The 24628-nt window shown below is 73.4% G+C and carries 23 protein-coding genes; 15 read left to right on the top strand and 8 right to left on the bottom strand.

Translation table 11 applies throughout. From position 1 onward, the window contains the following. Window positions 1-1410, bottom strand: a 1410-nt coding sequence (locus DN069_RS35895; RefSeq protein WP_111507451.1) for an MFS transporter, incomplete at its 3' end; no start/stop codon positions are given. Window positions 1411-1699: 289 nt separating this feature from the next. On the opposite strand from DN069_RS35895, the gene DN069_RS35890 reads away from it, so the two are divergent. Continuing rightward, a complete protein-coding gene (locus DN069_RS35890; protein WP_165845788.1) occupies window positions 1700-2707 on the top strand; it encodes a glycosyltransferase family 2 protein in 1008 nt (335 codons plus the stop codon). Between the two features lie 19 nt (window positions 2708-2726). Here the strand turns inward: DN069_RS35890 and DN069_RS35885 are convergent, their stop codons facing one another. The 3 genes from DN069_RS35885 to DN069_RS35875 all read right to left on the bottom strand — a co-directional run bounded on the left by DN069_RS35885 (window position 2727) and on the right by DN069_RS35875 (window position 5533). Further along, window positions 2727-2972, bottom strand: coding sequence for a hypothetical protein (locus DN069_RS35885; protein WP_111507449.1), 246 nt, complete (start codon window positions 2970-2972; stop codon window positions 2727-2729). 226 nt (window positions 2973-3198) lie between these two features. After that, window positions 3199-3546, bottom strand: a complete 348-nt coding sequence (locus DN069_RS35880; protein WP_133260158.1) for a prolipoprotein diacylglyceryl transferase — start codon at window positions 3544-3546, stop codon at window positions 3199-3201. A 160-nt stretch (window positions 3547-3706) separates the two neighbouring features. Continuing rightward, window positions 3707-5533: a cholesterol oxidase substrate-binding domain-containing protein gene (locus tag DN069_RS35875; protein WP_111507447.1), complete on the bottom strand. Its 1827-nt coding sequence runs from the start codon at window positions 5531-5533 to the stop codon at window positions 3707-3709. A gap of 184 nt (window positions 5534-5717) precedes the next feature. Between DN069_RS35875 and DN069_RS35870 the strand changes: the two genes are divergently transcribed. From DN069_RS35870 to DN069_RS35835, 8 genes are all read left to right on the top strand, one after another. Next, complete coding sequence (locus DN069_RS35870; protein ID WP_243640212.1) at window positions 5718-6962, top strand: glycosyltransferase; 1245 nt, start codon at window positions 5718-5720, stop codon at window positions 6960-6962. Between the two features lie 67 nt (window positions 6963-7029). Then, window positions 7030-9072 (top strand): DUF4132 domain-containing protein, encoded by a 2043-nt coding sequence (locus DN069_RS35865; RefSeq protein WP_111507446.1) that lies wholly within the window; start codon window positions 7030-7032, stop codon window positions 9070-9072. 10 nt (window positions 9073-9082) lie between these two features. Next, a complete protein-coding gene (locus tag DN069_RS35860; RefSeq protein WP_243640220.1) occupies window positions 9083-9466 on the top strand; it encodes a hypothetical protein in 384 nt (127 codons plus the stop codon). Between the two features lie 107 nt (window positions 9467-9573). Beyond that, window positions 9574-10203, top strand: a complete 630-nt coding sequence (locus DN069_RS35855; protein WP_111507444.1) for a hypothetical protein — start codon at window positions 9574-9576, stop codon at window positions 10201-10203. Window positions 10204-10307: 104 nt separating this feature from the next. Beyond that, the gene (locus DN069_RS35850) at window positions 10308-11297 is read left to right on the top strand and encodes an FAD-dependent oxidoreductase (protein WP_111507453.1); all 990 of its coding nucleotides are present in this window, start codon (window positions 10308-10310) and stop codon (window positions 11295-11297) included. A gap of 163 nt (window positions 11298-11460) precedes the next feature. Beyond that, entirely contained in the window at window positions 11461-11751 is a 291-nt protein-coding gene (locus tag DN069_RS35845; RefSeq protein ID WP_111507443.1) for a hypothetical protein, read from the top strand. Further along, window positions 11748-12068 carry a hypothetical protein gene (locus DN069_RS35840; RefSeq protein ID WP_111507442.1) on the top strand — a complete coding sequence of 107 codons (321 nt, stop codon included), beginning with the start codon at window positions 11748-11750 and terminating at the stop codon, window positions 12066-12068. Before DN069_RS35845 ends, DN069_RS35840 begins: the two co-directional genes overlap by 4 nt. A 90-nt stretch (window positions 12069-12158) precedes the next feature. After that, window positions 12159-13010 (top strand): MerR family transcriptional regulator, encoded by an 852-nt coding sequence (locus tag DN069_RS35835; RefSeq protein WP_111507441.1) that lies wholly within the window; start codon window positions 12159-12161, stop codon window positions 13008-13010. On the opposite strand, the gene DN069_RS35830 is transcribed toward DN069_RS35835, so the two are convergent. Both DN069_RS35830 and DN069_RS35825 read right to left on the bottom strand, forming a co-directional pair. Continuing rightward, window positions 13007-13879 (bottom strand): DUF3626 domain-containing protein, encoded by an 873-nt coding sequence (locus DN069_RS35830; protein WP_111507440.1) that lies wholly within the window; start codon window positions 13877-13879, stop codon window positions 13007-13009. The two genes, DN069_RS35835 and DN069_RS35830, sit on opposite strands and share 4 nt — an antisense overlap. 89 nt (window positions 13880-13968) lie before the next feature. Then, window positions 13969-14634 (bottom strand): TNT domain-containing protein, encoded by a 666-nt coding sequence (locus tag DN069_RS35825; RefSeq protein WP_111507439.1) that lies wholly within the window; start codon window positions 14632-14634, stop codon window positions 13969-13971. A gap of 150 nt (window positions 14635-14784) precedes the next feature. Between DN069_RS35825 and DN069_RS35820 the strand changes: the two genes are divergently transcribed. Further along, window positions 14785-15375, top strand: coding sequence for a winged helix-turn-helix domain-containing protein (locus tag DN069_RS35820; protein ID WP_111507452.1), 591 nt, complete (start codon window positions 14785-14787; stop codon window positions 15373-15375). Further along, window positions 15372-16637, top strand: a complete 1266-nt coding sequence (locus tag DN069_RS40655) for an MFS transporter (RefSeq protein WP_279387952.1) — start codon at window positions 15372-15374, stop codon at window positions 16635-16637. Before DN069_RS35820 ends, DN069_RS40655 begins: the two co-directional genes overlap by 4 nt. Window positions 16638-16696: 59 nt before the next feature. Here DN069_RS40655 and DN069_RS35815 read toward each other — a convergent pair whose 3' ends face one another. Together DN069_RS35815 and DN069_RS35810 are read right to left on the bottom strand one after the other, a co-directional pair. Next, window positions 16697-17524 (bottom strand): aldo/keto reductase, encoded by an 828-nt coding sequence (locus tag DN069_RS35815; protein ID WP_111507438.1) that lies wholly within the window; start codon window positions 17522-17524, stop codon window positions 16697-16699. A 68-nt stretch (window positions 17525-17592) separates the two neighbouring features. Further along, the gene (locus DN069_RS35810) at window positions 17593-18420 is read right to left on the bottom strand and encodes a hypothetical protein (RefSeq protein ID WP_133260157.1); all 828 of its coding nucleotides are present in this window, start codon (window positions 18418-18420) and stop codon (window positions 17593-17595) included. Window positions 18421-18739: 319 nt separating this feature from the next. On the opposite strand from DN069_RS35810, the gene DN069_RS35805 reads away from it, so the two are divergent. The 4 genes from DN069_RS35805 (at window position 18740) to DN069_RS35790 (ending at window position 24598) form a co-directional block, all read left to right on the top strand. Further along, on the top strand, window positions 18740-20803 hold the full coding sequence (locus tag DN069_RS35805) for a phosphocholine-specific phospholipase C (RefSeq protein WP_111507436.1): 2064 nt from the start codon (window positions 18740-18742) through the stop codon (window positions 20801-20803). Window positions 20804-21089: 286 nt separating this feature from the next. Then, complete coding sequence (locus DN069_RS35800) at window positions 21090-21971, top strand: SGNH/GDSL hydrolase family protein (RefSeq protein WP_111507435.1); 882 nt, start codon at window positions 21090-21092, stop codon at window positions 21969-21971. A gap of 173 nt (window positions 21972-22144) precedes the next feature. Next, window positions 22145-23023, top strand: a complete 879-nt coding sequence (locus DN069_RS35795; protein WP_111507434.1) for a hypothetical protein — start codon at window positions 22145-22147, stop codon at window positions 23021-23023. 222 nt (window positions 23024-23245) lie between these two features. Then, complete coding sequence (locus DN069_RS35790; protein WP_111507433.1) at window positions 23246-24598, top strand: MGDG synthase family glycosyltransferase; 1353 nt, start codon at window positions 23246-23248, stop codon at window positions 24596-24598. The last annotated feature ends 30 nt before the right edge of the window (window positions 24599-24628 follow it).

Below are 24628 nucleotides of genomic sequence, written 5' to 3'. Positions count from 1 at the left end.
GTTCGGCGGGGTGGGGGTGTCCGCGCGGCGGAGGGGGATGGAGGAGGCGACCGCCGCCGCGGTGAGGGAGACGGCGCAGCCGATGACCATGCCCGTGCGGAAGCCGACGAGGGACGGGAGGGCCACCGGGCCGAACCCCGTGGTCAGGTGGGACAGGACGACGCCGACGACCGCCGCGGACAAGGTGGTGCCGATGGAGCGCATCAGGGTGTTGAAGCTGTTCGCGGAGCCCGTCTCGGAGAGCGGGACGGCGCCCATGATCAGCGCGGGCATCGCGCCGTAGGCGAGAGCCACGCCGCTGTTGATGACGATCGAGACGACCAGCAGGCCCCAGACCGAGCTCATCAGGGCGAGCGAGGTGCCGTAGCCCGCGGCGATCACGAGACTGCCGACGACCAGCGTCGTCTTCGGGGTCCGCGCGGCGGAGAGCTTCGCGCCCAGCGGGGAGACCAGCATCATCATCAGGCCCGCCGGGGCCATCCACAGGCCGGCAGCCTGCATCGACTGGCCCAGGCCGTAGCCGGTGGCCTTCGGCAGCTGGAGCAGCTGAGGCGCGATCAGGGCCGAGGCGTACATGGCGAAGCCGACCACGATGGAGGCGGCGTTGGTCAGCAGCACCTGGCCGCGCGCGGTGACCCGCAGGTCGACCAGCGGGGAGGCGGAGCGCAGCTCCCACCAGGCCCAGGCCAGCAGCACCAGGACCGCCGCGGCGAACAGGCCGAGGATGGTGCCGCTGCCCCAACCCCAGTCGGCTCCCTTGGAGATGGCCAGTAGCAGGCAGACCAGCCCACTGCCCAGGCCGAGCGCGCCGGGGACGTCGAAGCGCCCGGTCGCGCGGGCCGGCACGGAGGGGATGAACGCCCAGACCAGCGCGCCGACCACCAGGCTGAGCGCGCCGGCGGCCCAGAACAGCACGTGCCAGTTGGCGTGCTGGGCGACGGCCGCGGAGACCGGCAGGCCGAGCGCGCCGCCGATGCCGAGCGAGGAGCTGATCAGCGCGATCGCGGAGCCGAGCTTCTCGGGCGGCAGCACGTCCCGCAGGGTGCTGATGCCGATCGGCACCATGGCCGCGCCGATGCCCTGCAGGCCGCGGCCGATGACCATCGGCGCGAGCGAGCCCGCCGTCGCGCAGACGACCGAGCCCGCGACCAGCGGGACGACGCAGACGAGCAGCATCGGCTTCTTGCCGTGGAGGTCCGCCAGCCGCCCGATCGCGGGTGTGGTGACGGCGGCGGCCAGCAGGGTCGCGGTGACGGCCCAGGACGCGTTGCCGGCGCTGGTGTGCAGCAGCGTCGGCAGCTCGCCGATCAGCGGCACGATCAGGGTCTGCATCAGCGACGCGACGATGCCGGCGACCGCCAGCACGGCGACGACGGTGCCGGTGCGGGAGGCCGGCTGTGAGCCGTCCATGCGGTTCTCCTTGCGGTGACGAGGGCGAGCGATATGCACAGTACATACTGTGTGCTCTATGCACAATGCATGCCGACTCGCGGCCTCGCCCGATTCGGGCCGCAGGAAGCCCAAGTCATCCGGCGCGCACAGGAGTTGTGGATCAAGGGGGTGGTGGCCCGCCGCGCGCGACGCTTCGTTCACTCATGGGGTGACGGTGTGAAGGATTGCGGGAAATTGCATAACGATGCAGCTCAGACGCCGTTATCGATCTTGTGGGGTGTCCAGTGGGGGGCCTATCTTCCGTGGCGTGCTCAGCTCACCCTCACCCTTGATCAGTGTCATCGTCGCCGCGTACGACCTCCAGGGAACCCTGGCGACCTGCCTGCAGTCGGTGCTCGGTCAGTCCTACCGCGACATCGAGGTCATCGTCGTGGCGGACCAGTCGCCCGAGTGCCCGGCCGGTGTGGTCGGCGCGGCCGAGCTCGAGGACGGCCGCGTCCAGATCGTGCGACTGGACGCCGTCGCCTCCGTCGGCGCGGCCCGCAACGCGGGCGTGGCGCGCGCGACGGGGGAGTACCTGCTCTTCCTCGACGCCGACCACGTGCTCTGGGACGGCACCCTGCAGGCCATGGCCGACCGGCTGCGCACCTGCGAGTGGCCCGAGCTCCTGCTCTTCGGCCACACGCGGCTGCACCGCGGCCGTTCCTGGCCCGGCGGCGCCGCCGAACTGCTCGCCGGGCAGGGCGCCAACGCGTTCTCCCCCGCCGAGCAGCCCCAGCTCTTCGGCGCGCCCGCCTACATGTGGGACCGTCTGGTCCGCCGCGACCTGTGGGTGCGCACCGGGGCGGGGTTCCCCGACGGCCTGCACGAGGAGATCGCGGTCCAGCACCGCCTGATGCTCGCCGCCGCCAGCGCCGCCGTGCTCAAGTGGGACTGCGCGCAGCTGCGTCGCCGTCACACCGCGCACCCCGCGGGCGGACCGAACGGCAGCCACTTCGACGTCTTCGACCGCTACGAGGAGAGCTTCGCCCTGGTCGAGGCGTACGACCGCCCGGACGTCGTGCCGCACCTTTTCACGCGGATGATCCGTCAGTACCTGTTCCTGCTCGCCCTGTCCGACTGCCTGCCGCGCGCCCAGCGCTCGGACTTCTTCCAGCGGGCCACGGCGCACTACCAGCGCTTCGTGCCCGAGGGGTACGAGCGCCCGGCCGGCAAGGAGGGCATGAAGTTCCAGCTCGTGGCCAACGGCGGGTACGCGGCCTTCCAGACCGCCCGCATGCCCGCCGTGGCCAGGGTCGTGCTGTCGCGCTCGTAGCGCGCAGCGCCGCGCGGGACTACTGCAGCAGGCGGCAGTTGTCGAGCGGCATGCCGAAGAAGGCCGGCATGACGGCCGCGGCGCCGTTGATGTCGGTGGTCTGGACCGTGGCCGTCGAGCCGGAGTCGCCGACGTTGCACAGGTACGTCTGCGGCCGGGCGTCGCCCGTGCCGGTGTCGGCGGACGCCGCGGTGGGGAGTGTCGTCAGACCGACGATCGTCAGCAGCAGCCCGCCCGCCAGCGCGGTTCCAAGTCGACGGATCATGACCTCAGGCCTCTCAGGAGTGAAGAACGGAACAACGCGAGGAATTCGGTCAAATCTTCCAGCCCGGACACCCGGAACGGCCCGCGCGACACGGGTGAACCTCCCCCGAACGGCGTTGACTTCGCCGGTTCGGGTGCGGATCGCGGTATGGCCGTCGGACGATCGGAAGAGCCCGGCCCGGGTGGTCTGCCGCGCCGGCCCGGGCCGGGCGGCGACGTGCTCGCGCTCAGGCGGGCGCGCCGAATCCCTCCGTGGCGTCGCCGTCCTCGTCCGTCCGTGCGGCGCTCTCGTCCTGGTGCGTCGCCACGCCGCTCTCGTCCTCGTGCGCCGCCACGCCGCCCGCGTCGGTCCGCGCGGCGTCGTCGTCCGGCCGCGGGGCCGGTTCCTCGGACTCGGGGGCCGACGGGGCGGAGTCGCTGGCGTCGTCCGGCCCCGCGTCGGAGGCCTCGCCCGCGCGGTCCTTGCCGACGAGGGCGGCCCTGATGCGTTGCAGCAGAGCCTCGTCCACGGGGGACGAGGCGCGCAGCGACGCGGCCTCGGCGGGGGACATCGGGAGGTGCGGTCTGTCGTGCATCCGCGCACTCTACCCAAGCAAACCTGCAGATCAGCGACCCGGGGTGGGGAGGGTCCGTGCGCTGGATGTGGAGATGCTGCGCACGCGTACCGAACGTCCCGCGAAGCCTGCTACCGGCCCCGCGTCACGTCCCCTCCCCGCGGGGCCCGGAGGGGCCGGGCTACCCGCCGGGAACCAGCACGCGGTCCAGGAACGGGCTGCCGAAGACGCCGTTCGGATCCAGCGCCGTGAAGGTCGCGACCGCCGCGTTCCACCCGTCGCCCGCCGCCTGGCCGGTGGTGTAGTAGGCCGGGATGGCACCCGCGATCGCCGCGCTGTCCGACCATGCGCCCGAGGGGCTGTTGGCCCACTCCTTCGGCCACTCGTTGTGCACCTGGCCGTAGGAAGCGTAGTTCGAGCGGAACCACGCCTCCATCTCGCCCATGAACTGGTGGCAGCCCGGCGTGATCGGCACGGTCGTCATGTCGAACCAGACCGAGGTGTCCCACTCCGGGTGGTCCGGTCGCGGGCGCAGCGGCGAGAGCTGGGCGCCGAGCGCGCCGGGAACCCCGCAGTCGCCGGGCTGGTCGAGGCCGGTGACGCGGATCTCCAGCGGGGCGTTCATCGGGTACTGGCCCTGCGCGGCGTAGGCGGCCAGCTTCGCGCTGTACTCGGCGTAGAACTCGCTCACCGCCCGCTGCACGTTCGCCCGCGAGGTCACCACGTTGCAGCAGGTGGAGGTGATCCGCAGCGTCGTCGGGCGGACGTAGAGCAGCACGTCGCTGGACCAGCCCCAGAGGTCCCAGGTGTCCGTCGCCACCAGCCCGGCGCTGATCGCGTCCATCTGCGCGGCGGTGAACTGCGGCGTCGCCGCCGCGTCCCCGGCCACGATCTGGGAGAGCAGGTCCGAGACGTTCTTCGGGACGATGTCGTTGAAGGTGAAGTCGTACGGTCCCGTCACCGCGCGGGAGGTCCAGGGCTGGCTGGGCGAGGGGGTGAACACGCGCAGCCATGGCGAGCCGGTGAACGGGAACCAGATGCAGACCACCCGCCCGCACTGGTCCACGTACGAGGCGATCGACTTCGATCCGGCCGTCGCCGGGGCCGCGAACAGGTCGGTGGCGGCGACGTTGAACCAGCTCTGGCAGCGCAGCCGCTGGTCGGGGCCGACGCGCAGGGTCGCCTCGGTCACGAAGACCCGGCCGAGGTTCACCAGCAGCGCCTGGATCTGCGGATCGGTGCGCTGGAAGGTGCGCAGCGCGTACGCGCCCCGAGCCGGGTCCCAGACGACCGCGGTGAGGCTGGTGATCAGGTTGCTCAGTGAGCCGTAGGTGTGACCGGGCAGCCGGCTCTCGCCGAGCGCCGGGACGCCGGTGCCGCGCCCGCCGGTCGCCAGCGCCCCGCCGACCGTGCCGGCACCGATCACCGGGAAGCCGGTGAAGCCGAGCCCGGCCGACTTGAGCGTGCCGAGCAGGGTGTCCATCGTCGCGCCCGGCTGGACCGTGACGCTCGCGCCGCCCGTCCCGGCCCCCGTGGCGTCGACGCTGATGTTCGTCAGGTGTGTCGAGGAGTCCACCAGGAGCACGTTCGCGGGCGTCCCGGCCGGGGCGACCAGCGGTGACCAGCTGTACCCGCCGCCACGCGGCCGCAGCCGCCAGTCGTTGGCGTGCGCCCAGTTGGCCAGCGTCACCACGTCCGCCGCCGAGGCGGGCGAGGCGCTCCACAGGCCCTCGACCACCACCTCGCCGGACCAGTTCTGGAACGTCCGCTGGTAGAGCGCGATCCCCGCGGGGAACTGCGGGGGCGCCGGGATGGTCGTGGCCGCGCTCGCCGCGGCGACCCGCCCCAGCGGCGTCCACTGCACCGCCGTCGCGGCCAACGCCGCCGCACCCGCGCCGAGCAGAGCCCGCCGGGAGAACGCGCGGGAGTCGGCAGGATCACGATCGGGGGAGCGACCGGGGGCGTTCGGGGGGTTCTCAGCTGCTGAGTCCTTGCGCACCTGTGCCATGGGTTGCGTCGCCGTCCCTCCTGAGGGGCCGCGCCGGGCTGCGTGCGGTCAGCTGACAGCGGTAGCTGATGGATCGTCAGAGGGAACGGTGGTGCCGGGCGTGCGAGAAGTCAAGGGTCGCTCGATGGTGGGGTGATCGCGCGTCATCGTCGTACGGAGGCCGGGTGCGGGGAAGACTGTTCGCATGCGTGTGGTGTTGATGACGGCGGGCTCGCGGGGCGATGTCGCCCCTTACACCGGACTCTGCCAGGCCCTGGCGCGCGCCGGGCACGAGGTGACGCTGGTGACCCACGAGCGGTTCGCCCCGCTCGCGAAGGAGGCCGGGCTGGGCTTCCACGCGCTGCCGGTGGATCCGCGCGCGGAGCTGGAGTCGGGCGCGGGCCAAGGGCTGCACCGGGCCACCACGGGCGCGGGCAAGCTGGCCCGCATGATCGCGCTGGCCCGCTCCGTCGTCGCGGAGATCGCCGAGGCGATGGTCGCGCCCGCCGAGCAGGCGGACGTGCTGCTGCTCTCACCGGTGCTGGCGCCCCTCGGCCACGTCCTGGCCGAGGGGTTCGGCCTGCCCAGCCTCGGCGTCAATCTGCAGCCGCTGGCCCCCACGGGCGAGTTCCTCGCCCCCGTCGTCGGCGCGCGCTCGATCGGCAGGACGGGCAACCGGCTGAGCGGACGGGCCGTGAACGCCGCCCTGGACGCGATCTTCGTCGAGGCCGCCCGGACCATGCGCCGCCGCCTCGGCCTCCCGGCCGGCGGCGTCCGCGCCACCCGGCACCAGCGCGAACGCGAGCGGTGGCCGGTGCTGCACGGCTTCAGCCCGCTGGTCGTCCCGCGTCCGCGCGACTGGCGGGCGGGGCTGGAGATCTGCGGCTACTGGTGGCCCTCCTGCCCACCGACCGCGCAACTGCCGGAGCAGGTGCGGGACTTCCTCCTCGCCGGCCCGCCGCCCGTCTTCGTCGGGCTCGGCAGCGCGACCGTCCCCGACCCGGAGCGCGCGAGCGCCGCGTTCGTGACCGCGCTGCGCGCGGCCGGCCTGCGCGGCATCGTCCAGCGCGGCTGGGCAGGCCTGCGGGCCGAGGGGGACGACATGCTCACCGTCGACGAACTCCCGCACGCCCTGGTCTTCCCGCACACCGCCGCCGTCGTGCACCACGGCGGCGCGGGCACCACGGCCGCGGCGCTGCGGGCCGGGGTCCCGGCGGTACCGGTCCCGGTCCAGTTCGACGCGCCCTTCTGGGCCGCGCGGCTCGCCTCACTCGGCGTCTCGCCGGGCTCCGTGCCGCTGCGCGGCCTCAGCGCGCAGGCCCTCAGCCCGCTCCTCGCGCAGGCGGCCCGCACGGACGCGTACCGCGACCGGGCCCGCCACCTCGGCACGCTCATCCGCGCCGAGGACGGCTCCGGGCCGGTCGTCTCCTGGCTGGCCCGCCTGGGCTGACGTCCGGTCACCCGCTCGCGCGGGGCTGTGATCGGCGGTTGTCAGTCGCGTCTGCCACGATCTCGCCATGCTCGACGACGACACCCCGGTCACCGCGGTCCCGCACCCCGCCGCGCCCGCGCCCTCGGCCGCCCGGTCTGCCGCTGCGCGGTCCGCCGCGCCCGTCGGCCTGCCCGCGCAGGCCGAGGCGAGGATGCCCGAGGGGCTCGTCCCCGCCTACGGCGTCTGGGCCGAGCCGCTGCGGGAGCACGCGGTCACGCCCGAACTCGTCACGCTCGTGCGGCACCTGGGCGGCCTTTCCGGCCCGCGCCCGACGCAGCGCTGGCGGCGCGCCTGCCCGGGGCTCGTCGACGCGGCGTCGGCGCGCGAGCTCGTCGCGGAGGCCCTTCGCCGCCTGGCCGAGGACGAGCCGCAGTGCAGCAAGACGCACGGCGCCCACGCGGGGTGGTTCGGGGACGGCTACCACTACCACTACTTGGTGCAGCAGGACGCCCGCGACCTCGCGCGGGGTCTGGTCTGGGCCGCAGCTCTGACCGGCGGGGCCGGGACGGTACCGGGGCTCACCGCGCTCGCGTTGCGCGCCGGCGTTCCGGGCGGCGGCCTCATCGAGGACGCCAAGATCGCCGGAGCGGCGATCAACGCGCTGGCCGAGGTGGAGGACGCGTCGGCGCTGGAGGCGCTGTGGCTGCTGCGCTCGCGCATCCGCGACCGGGCTCTGCGCAAGCAGGTCGACACCGCGCTGACCACGGCCGCCGAGCGCGCCGGGATCACCGCCGCGCAGCTCGTCGAGCGCAACGTCCCCGACCACGGCCTCGGCCCGGACGGCTCCCTGGAGCGGCCGCTGGCGAACGGCCACCGGGCGCGCCTCGCGATCGAGGACGCGACGACGGTCCGGCTGACGTTCACCGCTCCCGACGGCCGCACCTCTCGCACCGCTCCGGCCGTGCTCAAGGAACGCTGCGCCGAGGAGCTCGCGCAGCTCAGGAAGCTGGCCAAGGAGGTGCGAGGCACGCTGTCCGGCGAGCGCGCCCGGCTCGAGGCGCTGCTGTCCACGGACCGCACCTGGCCGTACGACGAGTGGCGCCGCCACTACCGCGACCACCCCGTCACCGGGTTGCTGGTCCGGGGTCTGATCTGGGAGTTCGCGGGTGCGGACGGCGTCTGGCACGCCGCCGCGCCCGGGGCCGAGCCGGCCGGCAGCCCGGTGGAGGTCCGGCTGTGGCACCCGATCCGCGCGACGGTCGACGAGGTCCGCGCCTGGCGCGAGCGCGTCCTGACGGACCGGCAGCGGCAGCCGTTCAAGCAGGCCTTCCGCGAGATCTACCTGCTCACCCCGGCGGAGCAGCAGACCGGCGGGTACTCCAACCGCTTCGCCGCACACGTCGTCCACTACCAGCGGCTCTACGCCCTCTTCAAGGAACGCGGCTGGCAGGCCAACTACCTGTGCAACCACGACGGCGGCTGGGACGGTGAGGCGCGCGCCGAGTTCGGCGACGGCCGGTGGCGCGCCCGCTTCCACCACGAGCCGGCCGACACGGACTTCGCCTACAGCCCCGACCACGCGACCACCGACCAGGTCCGCTTCGACCGCCGGGACGGCCGCCGCTGGCAGCCGGTCGCCGTCGCCGAGGTCCCACCCGCCGTCCTCAGCGAGGCCATGCGCGACGTCGACCTCTTCGTCTCCGTCACCTCCATAGCCGCCGACCCCACCTGGTCCGACCGCGGCGAGGACCGCTACGCCGCCTACTGGCGGTCCGCGGCCTTCGCCGACCTCTCCGGGACCGCCGCGATCCGCCGTGAGGCCCTGGAGCGGATTCTGCCGCGTCTGAGGATCGCCGGCCGGTGCACGGTGGAGGGGCGCTTCTTGGTGGTGCGGGGTGAGCTGGCGTCGTATCGGATCCATCTGGGGTCGGCGAATGTGGTGATGGAGCCGAGCGGTGCCTATCTGTGTGTGGTTCCGGCGGCCAAGGGGGCGGCTGTGGGCGGGAAGGTGTTCCTGCCGTTCGAGGACGAGCGCCTGTCGTTGATCCTCAGTAAGGCGTTCCTGCTCGCCGACGACACCCGGATCACGGACCCGTCGATCCTCAGCCAGATCCGCAGGGGAGCCTGACTTGGCCACGGTGACGTTCAAGGACGAGACCGCCATGGGCCGGCCGGTCGGGGCGTTCGAGGTGGGTGGGCTGCCCGACCGGATGACGGTGCGGGAGCTGATCCGGATCCGCGTGCGCGAGGAGGTCGCACGGCACAACGCCCGGCCGGGCGTGCGGTTCCACGGCCTGGTCCGCCCCACCGACGCCGAGGTGGAGCTGAACGGCTACCGGCTGCGGGAGGCGCGCACGCTCGACTGGGAGGCGCAGGCCGAGATCGCGGAGCGCGCCTTCGCGGGGAACGGGTTCCTCGTGCTGGTCGGGGACCGTCAGGTCGAGGAGCTGGACGAGGTCGTGGAGGTCGGGGCCGAGCTGTCGCTCGTCTTCGTCAAGCTGGTTCCGCTGGCCGGGGGATGACGAGAGTCGGCGGGTTCCGGGCGAGGTCCGGCCGAGGTCTGACGATCTTCGTCTGTTAGCCTTTCTGGCTGTTCGTCATCTGTGGCTCTGCGAGGGAAGGTTGGCGTATGTCGGTACCACAGCTCGACGAGGCCATGGTCCTCGTGCGCAACGAGCGCGACAGCACCACGTTCGACGTGCTCCCGGGCCGGTCCGAGGTGCCGGTGGTCCGGCTGTACAAGCCCTACTTCTACGACTCGCCGCACCCACTGCAGGTGTTCACCGGGCCGCGGCTGGACACCCCGGCGGGGTGGGTGACGGCGGTCGGGGCCAAGGACGTCGAGCGGGTGATGCGCGGCACGGTCAGTCACGAGCCCGGCTCGCGCGGCCGGCGCGAGACGTGGACCGCCGAGCAGCCGGGCCTGCCGGCGCTCACCGGGGTGGCCCGGGGCACCGGCGCCCGGTTGCGGCACGGCACCACGGTGGCGGCGGTGCCGCTCGCGGGGGCGCTGGAGATGGCCTTCGAGTACCGCGTTCGCTTCCGCGGACCGGCGGACGAGAACGAGGGCGAGGGCGGGCGCCGCGAGGGGTTCGAGTTCGCGCGGTTGAAGGGCGTGCATCCGCGCTATTCGCTGCGGATCCACGACCGGCGGATCGGCCTGCTGCTCGCGCTGGCCGCGGTCGTGCGCTACGACTGGCAGCTCTCGCCGGACCCGAAGAAGGGCCTGATGGACCTGACCTTCCCCAAGCGCGCCTGAACGCCGCCGTCCCGACCGCTTGCGCGCGGCGGGCGGGCGGCATGATCACGCCGTTCTGCGTCGGCACCGGTGCGCCCGCCACGGGGCTGTGCGAAGGTCGGGCCATGAGCGCGAACAGTGAGGTGGGACGTCCTGACGTGGTGATCGTCGGGGCCGGGGTGATCGGGCTGACGACGGCGGTGGTCCTGGCCGAGGCCGGGCTGGCGGTGCGGGTGGACGCGGAGCGGCCGCCGGGGGCGACCACGTCCGTGGCGGCGGGCGCCACCTGGGGGCCGTTCCTGATCGGTCCGGAGCAGCGGGTGGACGGATGGGCGCGGAGCAGCCGACCCGTCTTCGAGGAACTGGCCGAGCGCACGGAGGAGACCGGGGTGGCCCTGATCTGGGGCAGCCACCAGTCGATGACGCCCACCGAGCCGCCGCGCTGGGCCGTCGCCGCGGGTGCGCGGCTCTGCACCGGGACGGAGCTGCGGCCCGGCTACGTCTTCGGCTGGCGGCTGCGGGCGCCCGTCATCGAGATGCCCCGCTACCTCGCCTGGCTCGAACAGCGGCTCGCGCGGGCCGGCGGGCTCATGCGGAACCACCGCTACGGCTCGCTCGCCGAGGCAGCGGGGGAGGCCCCCGTCGTCGTCAACTGCTCGGGCATCGGCGCGGCCACGCTGGTGCCGGACCCGAAGGTCGTCCCGGTGCGCGGTCAGGCGGTGCTGGTCCGGCACAGCGGGGAGCTGCGCGAGTTCTTCGGCGACGACACACCCGGCGCGCCGGAGCTGATCTACGCCTTCCCGCACGGGAACACGGCCGTGCTCGGCGGCACCACGCAGCGCGGCGACGAGTCGCTGGAGCCGTCCGCGGCCACCACGGAGACGATCGTGCGCAACTGCCTCCGCGTGCTGCCCGAACTGCGCGGCGCGGAGGTGCTGGAGACCCGGGTCGGCCTGCGTCCCACGCGCGACCAGGTGCGGCTGGAGGCGGAGGAGAGCCCCGGCGGGCTGCTCGTCCACAACTACGGCCACGGCGGCGCGGGCGTCACCGTCTCCTGGGGCTGCGCCGCCGAGGTGCTGGACCTGGTGAAGCAGGCGGGGCCGCCCGGCCTGTGACCCCGTGTGAGCCGGGCGCCGGGCGCCGGGCGCCGGACGCCGAAGCCCGGACGCGGGAGCGCGGACGTGGGAGCGCGGACGCGGAAGCCCCGGGCGCCGCCCCACGGCGGGGCCCGGGGCGGTACGTTGGTGGGAGCAACCGCCCCGACCCAGGAGGCAGGCGTTGAGCGCACAGCCGGTCCACCGTGCCGACGACGATCCGCGCGTCCCGGCCATCCCGCGCAGCATCCAGGCCGTCGGCAACGCGCTGAGCAGTGAGAAGCGCCTCGCCTTCTACGCGGAGGTGCTGGGCGCCGAGGCCGGAGAGCCGATCAACCTGGTGATCGAGACGTGGTGGCGCGAGGCCATGCTGGACCAGTTGCCCGGTCGCGCCGAGCGCCTGGCCGACGCGCGCGCCCGGCGCGGCGGCGTCCCGCTGGAGGAGCTCGTCCAGCGCGTCGGCGGGCTGGATTGACCGGGCCGGATCCGACGCCGCACGGGACCCCGTCCGGCTGGAGCCTGGTCACCGGGCCGGGCGTCGACGACGTGCTGCTCGACATGCTCAAGTCCGGCGAGGCCGGCGAGACGCTGTGCCGCTCGGTGCTGCGCTTCCTGCGCGCCCTCACCCTGGAGGCGGGCGCGGCCGTCACGGCGGGACGCGAACCGCCGGGGGTGCGGCTCTCCGACGGCCGGCTCTCGCTGGTGATACCGCGTGAGCCGGTCCTGGTCTCCTACGTGGTGCTGCCCGACCACCGCGAGCTGCGCCTGAGCGACGTGGTCTGGATGGCCTGATCGGTGGGAGGCCCCTGGGCGATGGCGGCAAAGCCGCCGTCCGAGAACGGGCTTGACTCTCAGGTAGCGCGAGACGGCACCCTCGGAGCCGTGGACAGGAGAAACCTGCTGCCGATAGGGCAGTTCTCGCAGGCCAGCGGCCTCTCGGTCACCGCGCTTCGGCACTACGACGCGTGTGGCGTGCTGGTGCCGGCGTTCGTCGATCCGGCGAGCGGCTACCGGTACTTCCAACGTGACCAGGTGCGGACGGCGCAGTCGATCAGGGCGCTCCGGCAGCTGGACATCCCCGTCGAGGAGGTGCGTCGTCTGCTCGACGGCGGCGAGCAGGAGCTGGTCGCCGCCCTGCGGTCGCATCTGCGGGCGGCCGAGCGACGGCTGGAGGTGCAGCGCTCCGTGGTCCACAGCCTGTTGAGTCGACTGACCGAAGGAGCAGAGATGACCCACCGCGTCACCGTTCGCCAGGGCGTCGCCGAACGGACCCTCGTCCGCGGGGCGACCGTGGACAACTCCGGGCTCGACGCCTTCCTCCGTGGCGCCTACCGCGAGATGTACGAGGTCGCCGGCCGGGGCCCGCTCACCTTCGCCGGGCCCGCTTTCGTCCGGTTCCACGGCGTGTGCGACGACGAGAACGAGACACTCGTGGAGGCGTGCCTGCCGTTCTGGGTGCAGGGCGCGCAACCCACGGACCTGCCCGACGGCATGACCGTGCGCGAGCTTCCCGAAACCACCCTCGCCTGCACGGAGGTGGAGGGAGCGGCCGCCGGCTTCCCGCAGATCCTCGGCGCTTACGACGCCGTCGCCGCGTGGATCACCGAGCACGGCTTCGCCTTTGCGGGCCCGGTCCGGATGATCTACCGCCGGTGGACCGGGATCGCGGACGACCCGGACAACCGCATGGAGATCGCCTGGCCGATCGACGAACCCACCGAGGAGCCGGCCTAGGCCGGAGCGCCGAAGTGCGCGAGGTAGTGCCAGACCCGTTTGAGTGACTGCGGGTCGTGCCGCTTGGTGCGGACGGCGTCGCCGATGACGCGGGGGTCGAGTCGGCCGTCCTCGGCGATCAGGGCCCCGAGCTCCACGAACTCCGGGCCGCGGTAGTCGGGGTGACGCCGCAGCTCGCTGACGGTCAACCGGAAGCCCCCGTGCCACTCCAGCGGCACGGGCAGCCGCCGGGCCTGTGCCTCGACGGCCGTGTCCCGGTAGCACGGGTCCAGCACCAGCGCCTCGACGTCGCGCTCCAGCAGCACCGGTCCGTGGATCTGGGCCTCGACGTAGCCGTCCAGCGGATCCGACGGTCCGTCGTCCGCGAGCGCGGCGGCGATCACGGCCGACGCGGCGTCGCCGACCCCGAAGGTCGACGGCTCGTAGAAACTGTCCGGGAAGCAGAACGTCGCCCGGTCGAGAACTCCGGCGCGCAGCCGCAGATGCGCGGAGCCGAAGCGCGGCGAACCCCCCACGGACCGGCGCCGGACGTTCAACGCACCGTAGACCGGCCGGGCCTCCGGCGCCCCGCCGTCGTAGGCACCACCGAAGATCCGGCTCTCCCACCGCCACCGGTCCCCGCCCGGATGGGCGGCGAGCCCCCCGTTGCTGGTACCGGTCACGAACTGCGACCGGTAGACCCCGTCCGCCCGCAACTGCTCCAACAGCGGTGTGCCGTCCCCGCCGACGCGGTCGGGATGGAAGTTCAGCGTGACCCGCAGCGCCCGGTCCACCGGCTCACCACCGGAGCGGGCCGCCACGTGGCTCAGCGCCCGCTCGGCGGCTCGGGCATGGGCCTGGTCCTGCGCGGTGCGAACGTCGCTGCTCATGGCCTCTTCCTACCAGGCCCGCAGCGACGCGCACCAGGGAATGCCCGGGGCCAGGGGCCCTGACCCCGGGTGCCGCGGGTGCGGCCGGGTCAGATCAGACGTTCCAGAAAGCCGTTCTGCACCAGCCACAGCACGTTCAGCCGCGCGGGCGCGCCCGGCACGAGCGTCGCGTCGAGCTGGTACTGCCAGCCCAGCCCGGGCTGGTTGAACCAGGGTGCGATCGGGCCGCCCTCGACCTCGAAGGGCTTGAGCACCCGGTAGGCGTGGTAGTTGCACCCGGCCGGCGGCTGGCCGTCCAGGCTCTGCGGCGGGATGGCACGGGAGTCGTAGGCCGCGCCCTCGGGGGCGAGGAAGCCGCCGTACTCGCTGCCGTAGCGGTCGACGTCCTGGCCCGGACCGAGGTGCTGGTGGACCTCGATGGGAGAGCCGTCGGGCTTGAGCAGGAAGCCGTTCTGCGGCGGGTAACGCCAACCGCCAGCGCCGGCGTTGGCGGCCGGATCCCAGTACTGCGCGAGGAAGGACTGCTCGGAGGCTCCGCCCGTGCGCTGGTAACCGCGCAGCTCGCGCCCGACGGGACCGGTGGTCGGCAACTGTGCCGGCCCGAGCCGGGCGTCGCCGTTCTCGAAGGCGGCAGAGCAGGAGTCGCTGGGGCGGGTGTCGGCGTGCGCGGCAGCCGGCGCACCGGTGAACGCACAGGTCGCGGCGAGCAGGGTAAGGCCCGCGCCGAGTTTCGCGAGGATCTGAACAACCGTCATGAAATTGAGCAAACTGGTGCGAAGGACCGCCTGTCCTCGGAACGCCTTGCGATCACCCGAAAGGGGAAGAGGCGCGATCGCGCAGAGTGATGACGCTTCGTTAATCAAGAACTCTTGATTAAGAACCCTTGAGCTAGTAGCGTGGCCTACATGACCAGGGATCCCCAGGCGCTGCGAGCCCTCGCGCACCCGCTGCGCTGGAAGTTGATCGACGTGCTGGAGCGCGAAGGCTCGGCCACGGCCACCCGCTGCGCCGAGCTGCTCGGTGAGAGTGTCGCGAGCTGCGCCTACCACCTGGGCATCCTCGCCAAGTACGGCTACATCGAGGCGGATCCGGCCCGCGCCGGCCGCGAGAAGCCGTGGCGGATCACGGAGCGGCAGCAGCGCCTCGGTGGGGAGGAGCTCGACCTCGAAGGACAGCTCGCCTCCGAGGCTGCGGTCGATGCCTTCCTGGAGCACGAGTTCGGCCGGATCCGGCGCCGGGTGCGGCAGCGCGACCTGCAGCCGCCGGACTGGCGTCAGGCCGGCAGCGTGCTCGGCTCGACGATGTGGATCACGGCGGCGGAACTGCAGGAGATCCGGCAGCAACTTCTCGACCTCGCCACCCGCTACGCGGACCGCGACGACGACGCGTCCCGCCGTCCCCAGGGCGCCCGCCACGTCCGCCTGTTCGCCGCGACCACCGTGGCCGCGCTGGGGTCCGACGCGGAGACAGCCGAACCGGGGGAGGGGCGGGAGTGAAGGGCCCGCTCCGGGACCCCAGGTTCCGACGGTTGCTCGCCGGACAGTCCCTCTCCGGCTTCGGCGACACCGCGCTCTACCTAGCGCTCGGCGTCTGGGCCAAGGAACTGACGGGCAGCAACGCGGCTGCGGGTGGCGTGTTCCTGGCGTTGGGTGTGCCCACCGTGCTCTCGCCCTTCGCGGGGCAACTGTCCGACCGGGTCCGCAGACGTCCGCTGATGATCGTGACCAATGCGCTCGCGGCGGTCGTCGTGCTGGGCCTGCTCGCCGTGCACGACCGCAGGCAGCTCTGGCTGCTCTACGCCGTGGCCTTCGGCTACGGTCTTGCCGCGTCCGTGCTCAGCAGCGCGGGAGCGGGGCTGCGCAAGTCGCTGCTGGGCGACGAGCAGGCAGCGGCCGCCAACGCGCTGCTGCAGAGTGTCACCCAGGCTCTGCGCGTCGTCGCGCCGCTGGTGGGCACCGGTCTCTTCGTCGCCTTCGGCGGCGGCGCGGTGGCCGTCCTCGACGCGGTGACCTTCGCGGCGGCGATCGCCGCGCTGCTCTCCGTCCGCGTCGACGAGCAGCAGCCGGAGGCGCGTCCGCGCGGCTCCTTCGGGGCGGACCTGACCGCCGGGTTCCGGCACATCCGGTCCGTGCCGCTGCTGTTCCAGATCACTGTCGTCACCGCCTGCGCCTTCGGTGTGATCGGCCTGAACGAGACGGCGATCTTTGCTGTCGTCGACCAGGGCCTGCACCGTCCGCCCTCGTTCTTCGGTGTTCTCAACAGCGTGCAGGGCGTGGCCTCCGCGCTCGGCGGGCTTGCCACAGCCGCACTGATGCGCCGCCTCGGCCCGGCCCGGGTGGCCGGGTTCGCCCTCGCGGCCTTTGGCGCGGCCGCGGCGGCCTTCACCTCGCATTCCCTGAGCCTCTGTCTTGTCGGCGCGGTGGGCGACGGCCTGGGCCTGGTCTGGCTCGTCGTCGCCCTCGGTACGGCGGCCCAGGTCCACACGCCCGGCCGGCTGCAGGGGCGGGTCAACTCCGCCTGGATGATGCTGGTCGTGACGCCGCAGACGGCCTCCATCGCGGCGGGCACGAGCCTGGTCGCGGTGGTGGACTACCGCCTGATGCTGCTGGCGATCACGTCGGTGATGGCCGCCTGTGCCACGCTGCTGCTGCTCCGCCCGGCGCCCACACCGGCGACGGCACCCACGCGTGTGGCCGCGCCCGGGACGGTGTTCGAGCAGGTGCCTGCGGCCACGGCCACGCCCCGGGACCGCACCTGACCGTCCGGGGGAGTGCGCGCTCCGGCCCACGGCTGGAGCGCGCCCGGTTGGATGCCGACTCAGCCCATCCAGTCGAAGGTGTCCGGGTCCGGGCCGATGCGGCCGCCGCGGTCGAGTTCGGCGATGGCGGACAGGTCCTCGGCGTCGAGAGTGAAGTCGAAGACGTCGAGGTTCTGCCGGATCCGCTCCGGTGTCACCGACTTGGGGATGACGACGTTGCCGAGTTGCAGGTGCCAGCGGAGCACGACCTGTGCGGCCGTCTTGCCGTGCTTCTTGCCGATCGCGACCAGTGAGGCGTCCTCCAGCAGGCCGCGGCCCTGGCCGAGCGGGCTCCACGCCTCGGTCGCGATCCGGTGCTCCGCGTGCAGGGCGCGCAGCCGGGCCTGCGGGAAGTAGGGGTGCAGCTCGACCTGGTTGACGGCCGGTACCAGCCCGGTCTCGGCGAAGAGCCGCTCCAGGTGCTTGGCGTTGAAGTTGGACACGCCCACGGCCTTGGCCCGGCCGTCGGCGGCGATCTTCTCCATCGCCCGCCACGCGTCGACGTAGCGGTCCCGGGAGGGGACCGGCCAGTGGATCAGGTACAGGTCCACGTAGTCGAGACCGAGCCGTGCCAGGCTCGCGTCGAAGGCACGCAGCGCGTCGTCGTGGGCGTGCTCGGTGTTCCACAGCTTGGTGGTGACGAACAGGTCCTCGCGCGGCACGCCGCTGTCGCGCAGCGCGAGTCCGACGCCCTGCTCGTTCCCGTAGATGGCGGCCGTGTCGATGCTGCGGTACCCGGCGCGCAGCGCCTCCGCGACGACGCTGCGGGCCTCGGCGTCCGGCACCTGCCAGACGCCGAAGCCGAGCTGGGGCATGGTCAGACCGTTGTTCAGCGTGATCGTCTGCATGCTTTCCAGTCTGCCAGCCGGGACCCGCCGGGCCCGCGAGGCAGGGCCCGGCGGGCGGACGGAGCGGTTCAGGCGACGGTCACCGTGACGGCCCCGGAGGCCGTCCCGTCGCCGACGACCCGCAGGTGGTCGGCACCGCGCAGGCCGAGCTGCGCCCACAGCGTGAACCCGCCGTCGCGTCGCACCGTGGTGGCGGCGGGCAGGACCGCCCAGCGGCCGCCCTGCCACTGCTCCAGCGTGAGCCGGGTGCCGGCCGGGACGTGGGCGGTGCTGCCGGCGAGCCGGAACGCCTGCCAGGGACGGACCCGGGTGGCCGTGGGGGCGAGCCGGATCGCCGGCCGGGGCGCGGCGGGCACGACCCGGAAGTCGGTGTGGCTCCCGCCGTTGACGCTGTCGAAGTCCAGCACCGACACCTGGAAGTCGGCGGCCACGGGCTTCGTGGTCCGGCCGATGCCGATCCACATGGTCCAGCTCATCCGGCCCCCGGCCGGCACGTTGAAGCCGGTCTGCGGATGACCGGCCGGGTAGAAGCGGGAGAACAGCACGCCGTCCTGGTTCCCGTCGAACCATCCGGTCGCGGGTGCCTTGAGGGCCTTGAAGCTCGCCGTGGGAATGATCGGCAGCTGATAGCCGTGGATGCCCCAGGCCTCGACGTACGGGACGAACGCCTCGGCGTGGTGGGCCGTGTTGGTCACCGTGACGGTGACCGCCTCGCTGCCGCCGCCCCAGGTCAGGGCCCGCGTCGGGGTGCTGACGGTGACGACGAGCGGGCGTGCGTGCGGAGGCGGCGGAGGCACGTCCGCATGGGCGGCGGTCGGCAGCAGGAAGCCCGCCGACAGCGCGGCGAGCAGGGCAGTGGCGGCCGCTTGGGCGGGCCGCACGGTACGGACGGACAAGGTGGATCCCCCTCGGTCGGGCGTGATGCTGTCACGAGGGTGGCATCGGCGTGTCCGCGAACAGTTGACCAGCCGTCACGGAATAGTCACTGCCTGTTGGTCGAGTCGGTGGGCGGGGCTCGTGGCGGTCGCGGACCCGGTGGTTCCGCCCGGTCACGATTCCGGTCGTTCGTCCGGGGTTCGTCCGTGCGCCGCCGACTGGCTCTTCCGTGTTACCGCGCGCCTGCAGAGAATCCTCCGGGAACCACGCCACTTGTCCAGACAGGTTGTGCGCGGATCCCGATCCGAAGCCGGCCGCACCCACACACCGGAGCCGCACATGTCCTCGCTGAACCGACGCCGCTTCCTCCAGCTCGCGGGTGGTACCGCAGCCGCCACCGCGCTCTCGTCCAGCATCGCCCGCGCCGCCTCGATCCCCGCCAACCGGGCCACCGGGAGCCTGCGGGACGTCGAACACATCGTCGTGCTGATGCAGGAGAACCGGTCCTTCGACCACTACTTCGGCACGCTCCGCGGCGTGCGCGGCTTCGGTGACCCGCACCCGGTCACGCTGCCGTCCGGCAAGGCCGTCTGGTACCAGAACGACGGCGGCGCGAACGGCGGCAAGGACGTGCTGCCGTTCCACCCGGACGCGCCCGACCTGGGTCTGCAGTTCATCGAGGACCTCCCGCACGACTGGAACTCCACCCACGGCGCGCTCAACCACGGCCGCTACGACCGCTGGGTGCCCACCAAGAGCGCCACCTCGATGGCGCACCTGACCCGCGACGACATCCCGTTCCACTACGCCCTCGCCGACGCGTTCACGGTCTGCGACGCCTACCACTGCTCGCTGCTCGGCCCCACCGACCCCAACCGCTACTACATGTGGACGGGCTACGTCGGCAACGACGGCAAGGGCGGCGGCCCGATCATCTCCAACGCCGAGGCCGGCTACGGCTGGACCACCTACCCCGAGCGCCTGGAGGCGGCCGGGGTCTCCTGGAAGATCTACCAGGACGTCGGCACCGGCCTGGACGCGAACGGCTACTGGGGCTGGACCAGCGACGCGTACATCGGCAACTACGGCGACAACTCGCTGCTCTACTTCGACCAGTACCGCAATGCCAAGCCCGGCGACCCGCTCTACGACAAGGCCCGCACCGGCACCAACGTCAGCGCGGGCGGCGGCTTCTTCGACGTGCTGCGTGCCGACGTCAAGGCGGGCACGCTGCCGCAGGTCTCCTGGATCGTCGCGCCGGAGGCCTTCACCGAGCACCCCAACTGGCCCGCCAACTACGGTGCCTGGTACATCTCCCAGGTCCTCGACGCGCTGACCGCCGATCCGGAGGTGTGGAGCCGCACCGCGCTGCTGATCACCTACGACGAGAACGACGGCTTCTTCGACCACGTCGTCCCGCCGTTCGCGCCCGAGAACGCCGCGCAGGGCGGCTCCACCGCCGACACCAGCCTGGAGCTCTACAGCGCGGGCGGCGGCGTCGCCGGCCCCTACGGGCTCGGGCCGCGCGTGCCGATGCTGGTCGTCTCGCCGTGGAGCACCGGCGGCTACGTCTGCTCGCAGACCTTCGACCACACCTCGATCGTCCAGTTCATCGAGCAGCGCTTCGGCGTGCACGAGCCCAACATCTCGCCCTGGCGCCGCGCGGTCTGCGGCGACCTGACGGCCGCGTTCGACTTCCACCGCCACGACGCGGCCACGCCGGGCCTGCCGTCCACCGCCGGCTACGTGCCGGGGGACGCCAACCGCCACCCGGACTACGTCCCGACGCCGCCCGCCAACCCGGCGCTGCCGCAGCAGGAGCCGGGGACCCGCCCGTCCCGGGCGCTCCCATACGACCTCACCGTCGACGGCAGCGTGGACGCGCAGGGCGCGCTGGCGGTCGACTTCGCCAGCCACGGGCGCGTGGGTGCGCAGTTCCTGGCCACCTCCACCACGCGCACGGACGGCCCGTGGACCTTCACCGTCGAGGCCGGGCGCGAGCTGTCGAACACCTGGACCGCGCCCGCGAGCGGCCCCTACGAGCTGACCGTGCACGGCCCGGCGGGCTTCCTGCGCCAGTTCCGCGGTGACGCGGCCGACCGCGGCGTCGAGGTGACGGCCCGCCACGAGGGCGGCTCCGGCCATGTGCGGCTCACGCTCACCAACCACGCGGCCACGCCGCTGCGGGTGGCCCTGGTCGACGCCTACGGTGCGCAGCACCCGGCCACGGTCCAGCTGCGGCCGGGCGCGAAGGTCGAGCACCGCGTCGACACCGGCCGGACCTCCGGCTGGTACGACATCTCGGTGCTGACCGAGCAGCACCCCTCCGCGCTGCGCCGCGTCGCCGGCCACGTGGAGACCGGCAAGGCCTCCACCAGCGACCCGGCCATCGGCCGCCGCTGACCCACTCCGATCAGCGCGGCCCCGGCGGGTTCCCCGCCGGGGCCGCGCGCCGTTTCACCGGCTCCGGCGGGGCCGCCGACCGCTGGGTGACCTCAGGGAACGCCTTCTGACGGCCGATCAGCTGAATCGTGTCACGAATGGCGTCGCGTCTCTTGCTCTCCGAAGAACCAGTGGGTAACTTCCCGGCCAGTAACTTAGCGGAAACGTCGACGACACCTGGGCGCTGCCCGGGTGCCGTCGATCTTTCTCCCTGTCACGGTCCCACCCCCGGTTCAAGGAGACCCGCATGTCGCCCAGCCCCCGTTCCCGTCGTCTCGCCGCGGCCGCCGTCGCCGTCTCCGCCGTGGCGGGGATGTGCCTCGCGGCGCCCGCCCAGGCGCAGGCGAGTGCCCCGCACAACTACGTCGCCCTCGGCGACAGCTACAGCGCCGGGTCCGGCGTGCTGCCGCTGGACCTGAGCGCGCCGCTCGAGTGCGCCCGCTCCGCGGTCAACTACCCGCACGACCTGGCCGGCAGACTCGGGCTCAGCCTGACGGACGTGACCTGCGGCGGCGCCAAGACGCAGGACTACACCGGCTCGCAGTACCCGGGCGTCGCCCCGCAACTGGACGCCCTGAACAGCGGCACCGACCTGGTCACCATGACCATCGGCGGCAACGACAGCAACACCTTCATCGACGCGATCCTCGCCTGCGGCTCGGCCGGCGTCGCCACCCTCGGGTTCGGCCACCCCTGCCAGACCCTCTACGGCGACAGCTTCGACAACACCATCGACACCACGACCTACCACTCCCTCGACGCCACGCTCGCCGCCGTCAAGGCCAAGGCGCCGAACGCGCGGGTCGCGATCCTCGGCTACCCGTGGATCGTCCCGGCGCAGGCCGTGCCCGGCTGCTTCGTCAAGATGCCGATCGCCTCCGGTGACATCCCCTACCTGCGCGACCTCGAGGGGCATCTCAACTCCGCGATCCAGCGCGCCGCCGCCGACAACGGCGTCACCTACGTCGACATGTCGAAGGTCTCCGACGGCCACGACGCCTGCGAGTCCGCCGACACCCGCTGGATCGAACCGATCCTCTTCGGCACCAACTACGTGCCGGTCCACCCCAACGCGACCGGCGAGGCCGCGATGGCCGACCAGACCGCGAGCACCCTCGGTCTCGGCTGAGCCGCGGCGGCCGGGTCGGGGCCGGCCCCTGCCACACCGGGGGCCGGCCCGCCGCACCGCCGTCGCGTCGACCCGCACCACCGGCGCGCCTATCCTCCCGTGGGGCACCGACATCCACCGCAGAGGAGACCACCGTGGCCGACCCGCTCCCGCGGACCCAGCGGTAAACCGGCATGCGGCGCACCGACATCACGTACGCGGCCGGCGGAGCGGGGCAGCGCGCGCTCGCGCTCGAACCGGTGGGCCCGCGCGAGCCGGCGCTGCGCGTCGAGATGACCGACGGCGCGCGGCTGCTGGTCCGGCAGGGCGAGCAGCCGCTGCTGCTCGGCCGGGTCGTGCCCTGGCACCAGGGCGTGCGCACCGTCCGGCTGCCCGGCTACCGCTCCGTCGTTCCGTCGCTGCGCGCCGAGACGGTGCGCCGACAGCCCGACTGGACGCACTGGTTCGCCGACCGCCTCGCGGACTGCCCGCACGGCCCGCTCCACGCCGACCGCTGGCTGCTGCGCGAGGGGACCCCGCCGCACTACGCGTGGCACGGCGAGCTGGTCACCGCGTGGCCGCGCGCCTACCTGGACTGGGGGCACGGCTGGAACGGCGTCGTGCCGCTGCGACCGCTCAGCCCGCCGGACGACCCCCGGGTCAAGGCCTACCGCCGGCAGCTGCGCGAGGGGAGCGCGGCGCCGATCCTGCTGTGGTGGGTCACCGGCCTCGACGGCTGGTTGCTGCTGGACGGCCACGACCGCCTCGTCGCCGCACGGGCGGAGGGCCTCGGCCGCCCGCGCGCGATCATCCTCGCTCGCGGACTGGACGACGCCACGCAAGAGGAGTTCCTCGGTTACGTCGACGCCAACCAGGAGCATCGCCGCGCCCAGGTCGCCCACCTCGGCGCGCCCGCCCGCGCCGCGGCCGAGCGCGCACACGCCGACGCGGTCAGCGAGGTGATCGCCGAACAGGCCCGCACCACGGCCTGGCCCCTGCCCGGCGGCGTGCCCGCCTGGGACGCCCTCGCGGCGCGTCACGCCCCGGAGTTGGCGCGGGAGCCGCGCGACTGACGGCTCGCACTCCGCCGCTCCGGCGCGCGTCAGGGCGCGACGTCGTCAATTCACCGACTCGCCGCCCAGCGCTCATCCGAAACAGGACGGCACGCCTCCGGATCTCCCCTAACGTACGGCGCGAGACGCGAGGCGGGGCCCGACGGGCCGCGTCCGCGTTCGTCGTGCCTCCCTCCCGGCACCGTCCTGGTCCTGGCGTCATCGTCGACGAGCGGAAGATCCATGCAGGCTGTGCAGACCACCGCACCCCCCACATCGGCGCGGCCCATACCCGCGCAGGCCGCGCGACCGGGCCGCGCCCGGCGCGGCGACGACGGGTGCGAGCGGCACCCCGCCGCCGCGGACCGGCCGCCGCGGGTGCTCGTCGTCACCGGCAGCGTCGGCGCCGGGCACAACGGCGCCGCCAACGAGCTGACGCGCCGTCTGACCGACCTGGGCCTCGAGGTCAGCTGCCGCGACTACCTCGACACCCTGCCGCGCCGCTACCGGCGCCTGCTGCAGGACGGTTACGAGTTCAGCGCCGGCAAGCTGCCCTGGTTCTTCGAGTGGCTGTTCCAGAACGAGGAGCACGACTCCTTCGTCCGCTCGCTCACCCTCTACCTGTGCCGGCTCGCCTCGCGCGAGCTGGGCCGCTGGGTCGAGGAGGGATGGGACACGGTGGTCACCACCTTCCCGTTCGCCGCGCAGAGCATGGGCCTGCTGACGGAGGAGGGCACGCTCACCGTCCCCACCGTCTGCTACCTCACCGACCCCGCGCCGCACCGGCTCTGGATCCACCCCGAGGTGCAGGTGCACCTCACCGTCACCGAGGCCACCGCGGCCGAGGGCAGCGCCCGCTACGGCATCGAGATGAACGCGGCCGGGCCGCTCGCCTGCGACAGCTTCGCCGCCCCGCTGCCCGCCGCCGAGCGGGCCGCGCTGCGCGCGGAACTCGGGGTGCCCGAGGGCGGGTTGATGGCGCTGCTGATGACCGGCTCGATGGGCCTGGGCGACGTCATGTCCAGCGTCGAGGACCTGCGCCGGGTCGAGGGCGCCACCCCGGTCGTGCTGTGCGGCCGCAACGACCGGCTGCGCCGGCGCCTCTCCGAGCTGCCCGACGTCATCGCGCTCGGCTGGCGCACCGACGTGCCCGCGCTGATGGGCGCGGCGGACGTGCTGGTCCACAACGCCGGCGGCCTCTCCTTCACCGAGGCGCTGGTTGCCGGGCTCCCGGCGGTCAGCTACGAGGTCATCTCCGGTCACGGCCGCGCCAACGCCGCCACGCTGGACGCGTCCGGGCTCGCGCCCTGGCCCCGCGACCGGCGCGCCCTGGCCGGCGCGCTCACGGAACAGGCGGCGCGCGGCCGCGTCCACCTCGAACCCCTGCCCGAACACCGCCAGGCCGCCCACGTCGTCGCCGGCCTGGCCCGCGACTGGCAGGCGAAGCACACGACCCACGGGCCGGCCACGGCTTCCCTCCGCGCCTCCTCCCGGGCCGCCCGCCTCCTCACCGCGAGCGCCACCCGGCTCCGCCTCCGGCGGCCCTCCCCCCTCACCGAACCTGCGGCGACCACCCCGCGCGGCCGCGCGGGGTAGACCATCCCCGGCCGGTGGCCACTCCCGTCG

The sequence above is a fragment of the Streptacidiphilus pinicola genome (assembly GCF_003258295.1).
Classification (GTDB): Bacteria; Actinomycetota; Actinomycetes; order Streptomycetales; family Streptomycetaceae; genus Streptacidiphilus; species Streptacidiphilus pinicola.
This window is presented reverse-complemented; position numbering and strand designations above follow the sequence as displayed.